General features: G+C 38.2%; 13 protein-coding genes and 2 tRNA genes. 14 read left to right on the forward strand and 1 reads right to left on the reverse strand.

The window, feature by feature from the left end:
- The first annotated feature begins 13 nt into the window (after positions 1-13).
- From F5ESL0259_RS01970 to F5ESL0259_RS01990, 5 genes are all read left to right on the forward strand, one after another.
- Positions 14-1,195, forward strand: coding sequence for an aminotransferase class I/II-fold pyridoxal phosphate-dependent enzyme (locus F5ESL0259_RS01970; RefSeq protein ID WP_122037310.1), 1,182 nt, complete (start codon positions 14-16; stop codon positions 1,193-1,195).
- A gap of 62 nt (positions 1,196-1,257) precedes the next feature.
- A tRNA-Tyr gene (locus F5ESL0259_RS01975) sits at positions 1,258-1,339 on the forward strand.
- A gap of 7 nt (positions 1,340-1,346) precedes the next feature.
- Positions 1,347-1,418: transfer RNA gene (locus F5ESL0259_RS01980), tRNA-Gln, on the forward strand.
- Between the two features lie 373 nt (positions 1,419-1,791).
- Positions 1,792-2,889 carry a hypothetical protein gene (locus tag F5ESL0259_RS01985; RefSeq protein WP_122037311.1) on the forward strand — a complete coding sequence of 366 codons (1,098 nt, stop codon included), beginning with the start codon at positions 1,792-1,794 and terminating at the stop codon, positions 2,887-2,889.
- 99 nt (positions 2,890-2,988) lie between these two features.
- Positions 2,989-3,687: a GntR family transcriptional regulator gene (locus tag F5ESL0259_RS01990; RefSeq protein ID WP_122025740.1), complete on the forward strand. Its 699-nt coding sequence runs from the start codon at positions 2,989-2,991 to the stop codon at positions 3,685-3,687.
- A 41-nt stretch (positions 3,688-3,728) separates the two neighbouring features.
- Here the strand turns inward: F5ESL0259_RS01990 and tagD are convergent, their stop codons facing one another.
- A complete protein-coding gene (gene tagD, locus F5ESL0259_RS01995; protein ID WP_110445678.1) occupies positions 3,729-4,115 on the reverse strand; it encodes a glycerol-3-phosphate cytidylyltransferase in 387 nt (128 codons plus the stop codon).
- 124 nt (positions 4,116-4,239) lie between these two features.
- Here tagD and F5ESL0259_RS02000 point away from each other — a divergent pair, with 124 nt between their 5' ends.
- The 9 genes from F5ESL0259_RS02000 (at position 4,240) to F5ESL0259_RS02040 (ending at position 14,837) form a co-directional block, all read left to right on the forward strand.
- On the forward strand, positions 4,240-4,971 hold the full coding sequence (locus F5ESL0259_RS02000) for a WecB/TagA/CpsF family glycosyltransferase (protein WP_110445679.1): 732 nt from the start codon (positions 4,240-4,242) through the stop codon (positions 4,969-4,971).
- 2 nt (positions 4,972-4,973) lie between these two features.
- A complete protein-coding gene (locus F5ESL0259_RS02005; RefSeq protein WP_122037312.1) occupies positions 4,974-6,065 on the forward strand; it encodes a glycosyltransferase in 1,092 nt (363 codons plus the stop codon).
- Positions 6,066-6,142: 77 nt separating this feature from the next.
- Positions 6,143-7,621 (forward strand): nicotinate phosphoribosyltransferase, encoded by a 1,479-nt coding sequence (locus F5ESL0259_RS02010; RefSeq protein WP_122037313.1) that lies wholly within the window; start codon positions 6,143-6,145, stop codon positions 7,619-7,621.
- On the forward strand, positions 7,618-8,448 hold the full coding sequence (gene nadE, locus F5ESL0259_RS02015; RefSeq protein WP_046324447.1) for an ammonia-dependent NAD(+) synthetase: 831 nt from the start codon (positions 7,618-7,620) through the stop codon (positions 8,446-8,448). The genes F5ESL0259_RS02010 and nadE overlap by 4 nt, the downstream gene beginning before the upstream one ends.
- A gap of 295 nt (positions 8,449-8,743) precedes the next feature.
- The gene (alaS, locus tag F5ESL0259_RS02020; RefSeq protein WP_122037314.1) at positions 8,744-11,383 is read left to right on the forward strand and encodes an alanine--tRNA ligase; all 2,640 of its coding nucleotides are present in this window, start codon (positions 8,744-8,746) and stop codon (positions 11,381-11,383) included.
- 52 nt (positions 11,384-11,435) lie between these two features.
- Complete coding sequence (locus F5ESL0259_RS02025) at positions 11,436-11,693, forward strand: IreB family regulatory phosphoprotein (RefSeq protein ID WP_038521496.1); 258 nt, start codon at positions 11,436-11,438, stop codon at positions 11,691-11,693.
- A complete protein-coding gene (ruvX, locus tag F5ESL0259_RS02030; protein ID WP_046324449.1) occupies positions 11,693-12,121 on the forward strand; it encodes a Holliday junction resolvase RuvX in 429 nt (142 codons plus the stop codon). The genes F5ESL0259_RS02025 and ruvX overlap by 1 nt, the downstream gene beginning before the upstream one ends.
- A gap of 1 nt (position 12,122) precedes the next feature.
- Positions 12,123-12,428, forward strand: a complete 306-nt coding sequence (locus tag F5ESL0259_RS02035; protein ID WP_046324450.1) for a DUF1292 domain-containing protein — start codon at positions 12,123-12,125, stop codon at positions 12,426-12,428.
- A 54-nt stretch (positions 12,429-12,482) separates the two neighbouring features.
- On the forward strand, positions 12,483-14,837 hold the full coding sequence (locus tag F5ESL0259_RS02040) for an endonuclease MutS2 (protein WP_122037315.1): 2,355 nt from the start codon (positions 12,483-12,485) through the stop codon (positions 14,835-14,837).
- Positions 14,838-14,905: the final 68 nt, after the last annotated feature.

Here is a 14,905-nt window from a genome sequence, read left to right on the forward strand (position 1 = left end):
GTTAGGTGAAAATATGGCAGATTTAATTAAATATGTACGAAAAGGTCTGGCTGAATCCCCTTCTAATCCGATTTTAAAATTTGCGGATTATGCCAGTAAAATTCCGGATGTTGTGAAATTTACTCTAGGTGAGCCTGATTTTAATACACCGGATCACGTTAAGGAAGCAGCAAAAAGGGGAATTGATGAGAATCACTCTCACTATGCTCCTTCAAACGGAACAATTGGTTTGCGTAAAGCAGCAAGTCAATTTTTAAGTAAAAAATATGGTCAAAATTATGATCCCGAAACTGAAGTTTTGGTTACAAATGGTGTTACTGAGTCAATTTTTGATTCAGTTATGGCAACTCTGAATCCTGGCGATATTATGGTTGTTCCTACTCCGTTGTTCCCACTTTATATGAGTGATGCAGGTTTAATTAATGAAGGCATTGAAATAGTTAAAGTAAACACATCAAATGATGGCTTCAAATTGACCCCGGCAAGATTGCAAAAGGTAATTGACAAATATGGTGACCGGGTTCGCATGCTGGTTTTGAATTATCCTACTAATCCAACAGGGGTAATGTATAGTCAAGATGAATTGGATGCTTTGGCGGATGTTATTCGCGATAAACCAATTTTTGCACTATGTGATGAAATTTATAGTGAATTGAACTATGATCAACCTCATGCATCAATGGAAAAACCATTGCATGACCAAGTAATTTTAATGAACGGCGTTTCCAAGTCATGGGCCATGACTGGTTACCGGATTGGTATTGTCTGTGCGCCAAAAGATATTTTGCAACAAATTGCAAAAATTCACCAGGCAATAACGACTACTGAACCAACCCCTATGCAAGATGCAGCTGAAGAAGCTTTTAAAAACGGCATGGATGATTCTTTGCCAATGAAAGAAGAATTCCAAAAACGGCGTGACACTTTATATGCTGGATTGACCAAAATAGGTTTTGAATGTGCTAAACCCCAAGGTGCATTCTACATTTTTGCTAAAATACCAGATGGTTTTGAGCAAGATGATAATAAATTCATTTATGAGCTGGTTGACAAGGCACACGTAGCGGTTTCTGCCGGATCCAGCTTTAGTGAAGGCGGAGAAGGTTATATTAGATTCTCCTATGCTGTTTCAATGGATCAAATTGAAAAGGGGCTTCAACGACTAGAAAAGTTCGTTAAAGAAAATAAGAAGTAATTTTAGGCAAATTTTGCTTGCAATCGCGCACGTTTTTCGGTATTATAATTAACGTGCGTGACGGAGGAGTAGCGAAGTGGCTAAACGCGGCGGTCTGTAAAACCGCTCTCTCTGAGTTCGGCGGTTCGAATCCACCCTCCTCCATCATTATTGGGTTATAGCCAAGCGGTAAGGCACTAGTTTTTGGTACTAGTATGCGCTGGTTCGAATCCAGCTAACCCAATAAAAAAAGACGGCTCTTGTGAGTCGTCTTTTTTGTCGGCTCAGAATTGTTATTTGCATATCTGTTTTCAATAAATGTTACGGGATTTCTATTTCTGAAATTGTTTGCCCCTGTTAGCTATAACGCAGGCTGACTGCCATAAATTTTAGTGAAATCTCTAGCTTCGTGCTAGTCAAGTGAATTGCTCCTTGATTTTTACTATTTAAACTGGTATTTATCTTGGCCTCTAATAATTAACGGTAATGCAGCATTTTATCTTAAAATATTGCAAATGATTTTTTAAATCTTAAAAATTTGGTTGTTAAAGTTTACCTATTTTTATTTCAATGATAGTACAATAGTAAGAGCTAACTTTTATTAAGAAGGGAAATATATGTCAAGACTTGTGCGCGTTGGTGCTGGAGGTAAAGAAATTAGCTGGCACAATGCCTTAAATGATTTACGTGCTGATGATGTTTTGCTTCTGGAGCCGGGATTTTATGAATTACCCGCAGGAATTTTCTTATCTGATATTACTATTAAGGGGACAGGTAATCTTCCAGAAGACACAACAATATTAGGCTTTATCAATATTGATGCAGGCAGCCAGTTTGTTAATTTAGAGAATTTGTGCATCAACACGGTAACTGATGCGAATAGTTTGTTCGTTCCGGCCGAAGCTAATACTTTTTTGTCATTGCGCAACTGTATCGTCAAAGGCTTTGGTGGTGATACAGCGGTTATTGCTGCCAATGGCAAAGTCACCTTGGAATTATTCTCAACAGTGGTTATGAATGGTTCTGTGTCATTATTTGCCGATTCGAATTTTCGCTTAGAGATGAATGACTCAACTATTAAAAATACTGTGAAAGACATTGGTGCTCTAGCACTTGAAGGGCATGGCACCGCTGTTATTAATAATTCACGTATTCATGGCAGTATTGATACTTTTAGCAAGTCAAATGTGGAATTAGATATTAATAATACTGTTGTGAATGCATTGCTTATTCAGGGGCAAGCTTGGCTAAACATGCTTAACAGTATGCTTTTGTCACAAGAAGATACGGCAATGTTCATTACAGATAAAACTTGGATTAATATTATTGGCAGTGAGTTTAAAGGCGGTATTTATTTTGAAAAAGAGCCGCATGTGATTATCCAAAATAGTAGAATTGACCGTTTGATTGCTACCGGAGAAGCCCAAATCACCCTGAATAATTCTGTTATCGTTAATCATGCCGATTTTCAAAATAAAGTTAATTGCAATTCTAGACGGGCAACTTTTAATGGCGGAAATGAATATGAGTATTTTTTGGTTCTTAGTGATCAGGCAGAATTTGAGGGCCATGATCTGATTTTCAATTCTAACGGTGCTACTTTAGCTGTCGAAAATCAGGCTCATTTGCATGCTAGCGTCATCGCAACAAGTGATGATTCTATTATGGTGGAATGCGGACAAAATGCAGAATTCCGTTTATGGGGCATGAAATAGACCACTAAAAAATAAATAGCTTGCTTTATTATAATTTGTAACATATCATACGAAGTAGACCAATTTAGATTATATAAGATGTGTAATGGGGGTATATTTATGGAAGAACCAATGTACATCAAAATTCATAATCAAATCAAACGTGAAATTGAAAATCACGACTATAAAGTTGGTAGTAAAATTCCAGCAGAAAGACAGTTAGCTCAAAAATTTGGTGTCTCGCGGATGACTTTGCGTCAAGCAATTAAAACTTTAGAAGATGAAGGCATTTTAGAGCAGCGGGTTGGTAGTGGTACCTATGTTGCCAATCAAAAAGTGCAGGAAAAAATGTCGGGCGTTATGTCTTTTACTGATATAACTCATGCAAATGGTCAAACACCTTCTAGTAAGCTAATATCCTATCGCTTTGGTAAGCCTTCCTTATCGGAGATGGAGCGTCTTAATCTGGATGATAAGCAGGAAGTTCTACGGATGGAACGTATTCGCTATGCGGATGATGTTCCAATTTGTTATGAAGTCGTTTCTATTCCGCAAAACTTGGTTAAAAATATGTCAAAAGCTGATATTTCTTCACATTTATACCAAACATTGGAAAAAAATGGCTATAAAGTAGGACGTGTAACAGAATATATTTCTGCAGCCGTTGCAAATGAAAACTCGGCCAGACTTCTTGATGCCAAAAAAGGTGAAGCGTTAATCACGCGCTTGCAGGTAACTGAATTATCAAATGGCATGCCATTTGAATATACAAGGGCAAACTATGTTGCGGATCGCTTTGAATTTACCTTTGCCAAATAAAAAACTCCGAATTAACTATGTTTAGTTAGTTCAGAGCTTTTTTATTTTAAATCATCTTTGATTTTAGTGGTGGAAATTCCTGGTGTGCGTGGCAAATAAACTACTTGGCAGTAGGGCTTTAAAAAGTCAAACTTGCCTTGCCAGTCATTACCCATAACAAAAGTATCAATATCATATTTTTGGATGTCGCTTATTTTTTGTTCCCACCCTTTTTCCGGGATAACTTGGTCTACGTAGCGGATTGCTTCAAGAATATATTTGCGTTCGGCATAATTATTATAGGACTCCTTGTGCTTTTGCAACTGGTTAAATTCATCAGTAGACAATCCAACAATGAGGTAATCGCCTAGTTCACGAGCCCTTTTTAGTAAACGAACATGACCGTAATGCAATAAATCAAATGTGCCATAAGTGATTATTTTTTTCATAGTTCCCGTACTCCTATCATTTTGACGAGTTAATAGTATCATATTTATAGAAAAGGTAAAGCGTATTCTGAACTGGTTGTTATTTTGGTAAAATAAGGTAAATTGCGGATTAGGAGATATAGCTATGGCTAAGGTAAATGTTTTAGGTGTAAATTTCGATAATAAAAGTTTTAATCAATTTCAAAATGAATTTATTGGCAGAATTAATACCCACCAATCAACTTTTATTGTTACTGCCAATCCTGAAATTGTCATGTCAGCAAATGAAAACCCTGAATTTATGAAGATCCTGACTTATGATGCTGACTATATTACTGCTGACGGTATAGGCATTGTCAAAGCAAGTCATATTTTAGGTCAGCCACTTAAAGAACGGGTAACCGGTTATGATTTATTTACTTGGCTAATGAAGCTGGCAAATGATCGGGGCCTCAGAGTTTATTTAATTGGCGCTCGCTCAGAAGTGATGCATACGATTCAGGCTAAGATTGCACGAGAATATTCTGACATACAGCTAGTAGGAGCTGAAAATGGTTATTTTAAAGAAGATCTGGAACTAATTGCTTACCAAATTGAACGGACAGAACCGGATTTAGTTTTTGCCGCCTTGGGTTCACCCCGTCAAGAACAACTTTTATCCATTCTCCGGAGAAATCTCCTGCCAGCTTTAATGATGGGAGTAGGAGGCAGCTTTGATGTCTTTTCGGGTAAAGTAAAACGTGCTCCTCAAACATGGCAAAATGTCCATTTAGAATGGCTTTACCGTCTGCTTAAAAACCCCTCACGCTTAAAGCGAATGACGATTTTGCCTCATTTTGTGCATGAAGTTTATCAGTCAAAAAAGGAAAAAATCTAATTATGAAGGTTTTGCATGTTAATGCCGGGCTTGAAAATGGTGGTGGCTTAACTCATATTATTAACTTGCTAAAACAGGCAAAAAATGAACAGCAGGATTTTACGTTATTATGTTTAGCTGATGGCCCAGTTGCCCAAGCTGCACGGACTGCAAAATTAAAAGTGCAAGTTTTGGGCATCAATAGTCGCTATGACTTGGCCGGCTTAAATAAGCTGGCTCATTTTATTAATAATGCTGGCTTTAGTATTGTCCACACACATGGTGCGCGGGCTAACTTATTTGTCTCTTTAATTAGGCACAAAATTACCGCAAAATGGTGTGTAACCGTTCATTCCAATCCTTATCTTGATTTTGCTGATCGCGGCTTCACAGGGAAAATTTTTACCAAATTAAACATTCAGGCCATTCGCAAAGCGGATTGCGTTTTTGCTGTTACTAAAAGATTTGCTGATTTGTTAGTTGAAAAAGCTAAAATCAAGCGGGAAAAAGTTCACGTGATTTACAACGGTACTTTTTTTCATGCAGACAGTCAAATCCCTGCTAAATATGAGCATCCCAACTTTAATATTGTAAACGTAGCCAGAACTGAAAAAGTTAAGGGCCAAGACTTGTTACTGCAGGCTCTAAAACAATTAAATAATGCTAATGTTCATTTGTTTATTGCCGGAGACGGTTCTCAATTAAGATCACTAAAGGACCTGACGCAAAAATTAAACTTGGGTCCACAAGTAACTTTTCAAGGTTTCATGACACATAAACAGTTAAAAAATCTTTATCGCAGAATGGATTTGGCTGTTCTGACATCTTATTCTGAGAGCTTTCCTCTAGTTTTGCTGGAAGCAAGCGATAATCTGTTGCCGCTTTTGTCAACTGCCGTTGGTGATATTAACATGATGATACCAGATAAAGAACATGGCTTTGTTGCCAAAATCGGTGATATAGATTCAATTTGTTCAGCTTTAAAGCAAGCTGTGAACACGCCTAAAACTCTGCTCAGAGAAATGGCGCAACTTGAAAAGAATTATGTTGAGGGGCATTTTTCGTTACACCAGCAGCTAGATAGTATTTTACGTGTTTACGCTAATATTGTTTAAATTGGTAAGTTTGTTAAAAAGGCCACAAATGTTTATAATAAAACAAAAATATTAGTGGATTTAGTTAAGAGGACAGAATGTTTTACCAAGAATTGGATGAAGACGATTCATTAACCCTTCATACAGATTTGTATGAAATTAATATGATGTATACCTACTTTAAAAAAGGAATTTCTGAGCGCAATGCTGTTTTTGAAGTTTACTATCGTAAAGAACCTTTTGGCAATGGCTATTCCGTATATGCAGGCTTAGAACACGTCATTTTATATTTACAAAACCTAAAATTTAAAGAAAGTGACTTAAAATATTTAAAAGAAGAAATTGGCTATGATGACGATTTTATTGATTATTTACGTCATTTGAAAATGCAGCTTACTGTTCGATCGATGCCTGAAGGAGAGATTGCTTTTGCAAACGAGCCCTTATTGCAAGTTGAGGGTCCACTTGCGCAATGTCAATTGGTTGAGACAACTATCTTAAATATTATTAATTACCAGACTTTACTGGCAACTAAAGCTGCTAGAGTCAAGCTGGCCGTTCAAGGCGACGGAGTGATGGAATTTGGTACTAGGCGTGCGCAGGAAGCAGATGCTGCCATTTGGGGCACTCGTGCTGCTTATATTGGCGGTTTTGATTCTACCAGTAATGTTCGTGCAGGCAAATTATTTGGTATCCCAGTTTCTGGTACACATGCCCATTCCTTGGTGGAAGCCTTTGGCAGTGAATATGAAGCATTTAAGGCATATGCGGAAACGCATAAAGACTGCGTCTTTTTGGTAGATACATACGATACGGTTAGAAGCGGCGTACCAAATGCAATTCGGGTTGCCGATGAAATGGGTGACAAGATTAACTTCCAAGGCGTGCGTATTGATTCGGGCGACATGGCCTATATTTCAAAGCAAGTACGCCGGGAACTGGATAATGCTGGTTACACTGACGCTAAAATTTTTGCTTCAAATGATTTGGATGAAACTACGATTACGAGCTTAAAGATGCAAGGAGCAAAAATTGATGTTTGGGGGATAGGGACTAAATATATTACGGCTTACGACCAGCCTGCTTTAGGAGCTGTTTATAAATTAGTTTCAATTGAAGATGATCAGCACCATATGCGTGACACTTTAAAAATTTCTTCGAATGTAGAAAAGGTATCAACTCCAAGTAAAAAACAAGTCTGGCGTATCTCAGCTAATACTGCTAAGAAAAATGAAGGTGACTGGATTGCACGGGCCGGCGTAGATCCGCGTAAATTTGATTCATTGTACATGTTTCATCCGCAATATTCTTATATCAATAAAGTGGTGACTGATTACACTGCAGAACCACTTTTAAAAGATATTTTTGTTAAAGGCAAATTAACATACCAAAAGCCCAAACTAATAGATATTAAGAACTTTTGTGCAGCCAATCTGGACGGACTATGGGATGAATACAAGCGCAGCTTGAACCCCCAGGAATATCCTGTTGATCTTTCTCAAGATTTATATGACAGTAAAATGACTATTATTCAGGATATTCGCACCAAAATCAATAAAGGAGATACTGCACAATGAGACCTTTACAAAAAGAAATTATAAAATATGAGCATGTTTTGCCTCAAATTGATCCGCAAAAAGAAATTAGACGTTCAGTTGATTTTTTAAAAGATTATCTCAAAGCAAATACCTTCTTAAAGTCTTATGTATTGGGTATTTCTGGTGGACAAGACTCTACGTTGGCAGGAAAACTATGTCAAATGGCAATTTCGGAAATGAGGAGTGAAACTGGCGATAATTCATACCAATTTATTGCAGTTCGCTTGCCTTATGGAGTTCAAGCTGATGCACAAGATGCGGCAGATGCTGTGGCTTTTCAAAGACCGGATCAAGACTTGGTAGTTAATATTAAACCGGCTGTTGATGCCTTAGTTTCTACTTTGAATGAAGCTGGGCAGGAGATTACCGATTTTAATAAGGGCAATATTAAGGCGCGCGAGCGCATGGTAGTGCAGTATGCTATTGCTGGTGCCCATAATGGTGCAGTTGTGGGGACGGATCACGCAGCTGAAAACTTCAGCGGCTTTTATACCAAATATGGTGATGGTGCGGCAGATTTAACTCCGCTGTTTCGTTTAGACAAGCGCCAAGGAAAACAGATGCTCAAGTTTTTAAATTGTCCGGAGCATTTGTATCACAAAGCGCCCACAGCAGACTTGGAAGAAAATAAGCCTGGCTTACCTGATGAAGTTGCACTCGGCGTCAGCTACAGGGATGTTGATGACTATTTAGAAGGGCACGAAGTTTCTGAAGAAGCAGCTGAAAAAATCGAATCTTTATGGCGTAAGAGTGAACACAAACGGCATTTGCCCGTAACCGTTTTTGATGATTTTTATCGTAAATAAGGACTAGGGCATTTTGAGTTTAAATTTTACCTTAATAGGCCTGTTATTGACAAAAACTGTGCAAGTAGTACAATTACTGTTAACTTAAGATATGTTTTTTAAGAATAACAGTTCAAAGAGAGAGCCGCCTGGTGAAAATGGCTTACTGTTACTTAAAAGATGCTCCTTACAGTTCACATAAATAAAATAATTAAGAGGTAACAAACACTGTTGCAATTGAGGTGGTACCGCGTTTAAAGGCGTCCTTAAGATAAGCAACGGTGTTTTTATTTTGGCAAAAAGGGAGATATATTTGATGAAGAAACTGACAAGTTCAGAATTTAGACAGATGTTTTTGGATTTCTTCAAGCAGCACGGCCACATGGTATTGCCCAGTCAATCATTGATTCCGCAAGATGATCCAACATTGCTGTGGATCAATTCCGGTGTGGCAACGATGAAAAAGTATTTTGACGGTTCAGTAGTGCCCAAGAATCACCGGATCACCAGTTCACAAAAGTCCATTAGAACTAATGATATTGAAAATGTTGGTAAAACTGCCAGACACCAGACCTTTTTTGAAATGCTGGGTAACTTTTCAGTGGGCGATTATTTCAAAAAAGAAGCGATTACCTGGGCTTGGGAATTTTTGACCAGTCCCGACTGGCTCGATTTGGATAAGGAAAAACTTTACTGTACGGTTTATCCTAAAGATACAGAAGCACATAAAATTTGGCTTGAAGTTGGTATGCCTGAGGACCATATTGTTAAACTGGAAGAAAATTTCTGGGATATTGGTGAAGGTCCTTGTGGTCCTGACTCTGAAATTTTCTATGATCGTGGTCAAGAAAATAACGATGTGGCAGAAGATGATCCTGAAAACTTCCCTGGCGGTGAAAATGCCCGTTACTTGGAAATTTGGAATATTGTCTTTTCACAATATAATCATTTGGCAAATGGCAAATATGTAGATCAGCCACACAAGAATATTGATACTGGTATGGGCCTAGAGCGTGTTTTGTCTATTTTACAAGACGCACCAACTAACTTTGAAACTGACCTCTTCTTGCCAATTATTCATGAAACTGAAAAAATGACTGCTGCTAAAAAGTACGGCACAAACAAGGCAGATACGACAGCCTTTAAGATTATTGCTGATCATGTACGGACTGTCTGTTTTGCCATTGCTGATGGTGCATTGCCATCAAATACAGGTAGAGGCTATGTTTTACGCCGTTTGATTCGGCGTGCCGATTTAAATGGTCAACGTTTAGGAATTAAGGGTGCATTTCTTTACCAACTTGTCCCAGTGGTCGGTAAGATTATGGAGAGTCATTACCCGGAGGTTACAGACCAAAAGGACTTTATTGCCAAAGTAATTAAAAATGAAGAAGAAAGATTCCAGCTAACTCTTGAATCTGGGTTAACTTTACTTGATGACTTGATTGCCAAGGCCCAAAACTCTGAAGATAAAACAATTACCGGTAAAGATGCGTTCAAGTTGTTTGATACTTATGGCTTTCCTTATGAATTGACTTTTGAAACTGCACAAGATGCAGGCTTAAAGGTTGATCAAAAGGGCTTTGATGCTGAAATGAAGGCCCAAAAAGAGCGTGCGCGTAAAGCTCGGGGTAATCTGCAATCGATGGGTGCGCAGGATGAAACTTTGATGAACTTAAAGGATAAATCAGAGTTTGAATATGGTGTTTATGAAGAAAAACATGCTAAATTAATTGATATTATAGTCAATGACCAATTAGTTGATAGAGCAGATGGTGATAATGCGGTTTTAATCTTTGACCGGACTCCTTTTTACGGTGAACGTGGTGGCCAGGTAGCAGATCACGGTAATGTCTATAATCAGGAAGGTGAACTGGTTGCTCAGGTAACTGATGTGCAGCACGCGCCAAATGATCAAAATATGCACTTTGTCGATGTGATTTTACCTCTGAAAAGGGGTGAAGAATACACTCTAAAAATTGACAGAGTTCGCCGCGAAGGCCTGCGCCACTCACATACAGCCACACACTTGTTGCATGCGGCTTTGAGAAGCGTTCTGGGTGAACATACACATCAAGCCGGCAGTTTGGTGGAACCTGATTATTTGCGTTTTGACTTTACTGCACTTGAACCAATGACTGCTAAGGAAATTAAATCAGTTGAAAACTTGGTAAATCAAAAGATTTGGGCAGCAATTGATGTCAAAACTACTATTACCGATCCTGATACTGGTAGAAAAATGGGAGCTTTGGCTTTGTTTGACGGGAAATACGGTGATAAAGTTAGAGTTGTGCAAATGCAAGATTTCTCTATTGAATTCTGTGGTGGTACTCATTGCGCTAATACTAACCAAATAGGTATTTTTAAAATCATTTCTGAATCTGCCATTGGTGCTGGAATGAGAAGAATTGAAGCAGTTGTTTCTAAAAAGGCTTACGAATATCTGGCTAACAGATCTGAACTCCTGGATGATATTCAAGCGGAAGTAAAATCGACCAAGCCCGAAGATATTATTGATAAGGTTGATTCCCTTGAACAGGAATTACATGATAGTCAAAAGCAGGTTGAAGATTTAAACTTGCAAATTAATCAGAGTAAAGCAAATTCAATTTTTAATGATGTAAAACAAGCAGGAGATTTGACCATTATTGCTCAAGAAGTTGATGCCGGTGGCATGAATGATTTGCGTGAGTTCGCTGATACTTGGAAGAGTGGTCAGAAGTCTGATGTGCTCGTTTTAGGAACTGCCAGTGATGGCAAGGCCAATATGATTATTAGCTTAGGTGATAAAGCTTTGGCAAAGGGGCTTAAAGCAGGAGATCTAATTAAACAAGTCGCACCAATCTTTGGTGGTGGCGGTGGCGGTCGACCAAACATGGCTCAAGCCGGTGGCAAAAAACCTGAAGGTCTTGAAAAGGCTATTCAGACGGTGGTTACAACGATTTCCGAAAAATAATTAATTGAGTTTGTGCTGTTTTTCAAGTAAAATTATGCTAGGAGGAATAATTATGAGTTCGCTAGATAAGACAATGCATTTTGACTTTAACGAAAATAAAGGCAAAAATGTTCATGATACTCTGCAAGACGTTTATAATGCTTTGGAAGAGAAGGGTTATAATCCAGTTAACCAGATTGTCGGCTACTTATTGTCTGGCGATCCGGCTTATATTCCACGGCATAATGATGCTCGTAATTTAATTTTGAAGCATGAACGCGACGAAATTATCGAAGAGCTTGTCAAGAATTATCTTGGAAAAGATAAATAATGCGACTAGTTGGTTTAGATGTTGGATCAAAGACAGTAGGCGTTGCTGTTAGTGATGAATTAGGAATAACTGCGCAGATGGTTGAAACCATCCCCATCGATGAAACGCGTTATAATTTTGGTATGCGTGCAATTAAAAAAATTGTCCGCCAATATGAACCAGAGGCCTTTGTGCTGGGTCTGCCTAAAAACATGGATGGCTCTTCAGGTGCTTCAGTTAATCGCAGTAAAGCATATGGTGAAAGACTGGAGAAAAAGTTTGGTTTGCCAGTGCATTATTTAGATGAGAGACTAACGACAGTAGAATCTGAAAGAGTTTTAGTTGAAGAGGCAGGAATGTACGATCGCCATAAGCGCAAAGAAGTTATTGACCAAATGGCTGCTGTTTTGATTTTACAGAATTATTTGGATCTAAACCGAAAGGATTAATATGGCACAAGAAATTAACGGTGATGACCGTCAGATTACCCTGATTGATGATCAGGGTAATGAGGAATTATACGAAATTTTATTTACGTTTCATTCAGATGATTATGATAAATCATATGTTTTGCTCTATCCGGCAGCTGCTAGTGATGATGACGAAATTGAAGTCTTAGCATTCAGCTATGATTCAGATTCCGCAGGTGATGTTACCAGTAGTGATTTACACGAGATTGAAGCAGATGATGAGTGGAACATGGTCCAAGGAGTCTTAAATACATTTTTGGACGATGACCGATTAAGTGGTGAATAAGAAAGACTGGCTGGGCCAGCCTTTTTTATTAAAGATTAATAATTTAGAAAAATAATGAATGATAAAATATTAAAAACTTTAGAATTTGCCAAAATTACTGAACAATTACAACAAATGGCGATTACTACACCAGCTAAAATGACAGCATTCAACTTACTGCCAAGTAATGATTTTGCTCAAGTTGAACTTAGTTTGAAGCAAACTCTTGCTGGTGCTGATATTTTGCGGGTTAAAGGGCAATTGCCATTGACAGATTTTGCTGATGTTACTGCAAGTACCAAGCGTTTGCGGATCAAGGCAAACTTAAACGCCAAGGAATTGGGTAATTTGTTATTAGTTTTGGCACTTGCAAATGAAACAAATGAATTTTTTGGTGAAATTGATGAGGAAAAACTAGATTTAACCGCCATAGATTCTATTTTGGCACAATTAGATGTACCTCAAAGTTTGTATAACAAACTTAATCGTTCTCTAGATTTTGATGGAGAAGTTCTCGATACTGCTTCCAGCGAATTAGCCCATTTACGTCATGAAATCAAAAGCAATAATGCAGAAATTAAGCAGAGAATGGATGGCTATATCAAGGGTAGTAGCAGCAAGTATTTGTCAGAGCAGATTGTGACAATTCGTGATGAACGTTATGTTATTCCGGTCAAACAAGAATACCGCAATAAATTTGGCGGCGTTGTTCATGATCAAAGTGCCAGTGGCCAAACGCTTTTTATTGAACCTAGTGCAGTTTTAAATCTCAATAATCGTCAGCAAAACCTTCTGGCACAAGAAAGAAGAGAAATCAGTCATATTCTGCGTAACTTGTCTGATCTAGTGCGACCGGAAGCTGATAGCATTGATACGATTGCTGGTGCTTTAGTTAAACTCGATTTTATTCAGGCAAAAGCGAAATTAGCTCATGCTATGAAAGCAACTGAGCCTAAGTTAACTCATGATCAGTCACTTGTATTTTTACAAGCACGACATCCTTTAATTAATCCTGAAACAGTTATTGCCAATGATATCCGTCTGGGTGAAGATTACGATACTATGTTGATTACTGGTCCAAATACTGGTGGAAAGACGATTACATTAAAAACAGTGGGTATTTTACAGTTAATGGCACAATCAGGCCTGTTTATTCCTGCTGCAGAAGGAAGCAAAGCCGGTGTTTTTAAAGACATCTGCGCAGATATTGGGGATGAACAATCTATTGAGCAATCACTCAGTACCTTTTCTTCACATATTAATGGCATTGTCAAAATAATGAAAAAGGTCGATGCCAAGACACTGGTTTTGATTGACGAAATTGGTGCAGGAACGGACCCAGAAGAAGGCGCAAGTCTGGCAATCAGTATTTTGGACTTTTTACGGCAAAAGAAAGCTAAAATTATCGTTACTACCCATTACCCAGAACTGAAACTATATGGCTATAATCGTGAAAGAACAACTAATGCATCAATGGAGTTCGATCTAAAGACCTTGTCGCCAACATACCGTTTACAAATTGGTATTCCTGGTCACAGTAACGCATTTGCAATTGCGCGCAGATTAGGGATGCGCGAAGACGTGGTTAAAAAAGCACAGGGGCTAATGAGTGATGAAAACGTTGATATTAACCAAATGATTACTGAGTTAACGAAGCAAACTAAGGCTGTTTCAGATGCCCGCAGTCATTTAACTACCAGTCTTGATCGTGCTAAAAAGTTGGAAAAGAAATTGCAGCAAGCACTCGATTGGTACAATCAACGTGTGCAAAAGCAGCTGGAATTTGCTCAGGAAAGAGCTAATGAAGTAGTTACCAAAAGCCGTAAAAAAGCTGATAAAATCATTACACAACTTGAGCAGCAAAAAGGTAATGTTAAACAAAACGAAATTATTGCCGCCAAGGGTGAATTTAATCAGCTTGAACGACAAAACGAAAATCTGGCTCATAATCGTGTTCTGCAACGCGAAAAAAGAAGACACCATGTTAATGTAGGCGATCAGGTAAAAGTACTGTCTTATGGGCAAACTGGTACGATTACCAAAAAGTTGTCTGAACATGAATATGAGGTCCAGATGGGTATTATTAAAGTTAAAGTCAGTGATCGCGACATTGAAAAAAGCACTCAGCATGAAAAGCCGCAAACTCATTCGAAAGTGCGTGCAGTTAGTGCAAACAGGCGTAGCAATGCTAAAAGTGAGCTCGATTTGCGCGGTCAGCGTTATGATGAAGCAATGACTAATTTAGATCGCTATATTGACTCGGTGCTGTTAGCTGGTTTAGATGTTGTTACCATTATTCACGGCATAGGTACTGGTGCTATTAGAAAAGGCGTTTGGCAATATTTACGGACGAATAAGCATGTGAAAAGTTATAATTACGCCCCTGCAAACGAGGGCGGAAATGGTGCAACCATTGTGCATTTGCAATAATTTACTTTACTTGTAAAAAGTAAGTCTGGTTGCTATAATGAAAATATCAATAGATAAAAATATTTTCC

The sequence above is a fragment of the Lactobacillus sp. ESL0259 genome, from assembly GCF_003693045.1.
Classification (GTDB): domain Bacteria; phylum Bacillota; class Bacilli; order Lactobacillales; family Lactobacillaceae; genus Lactobacillus; species Lactobacillus melliventris.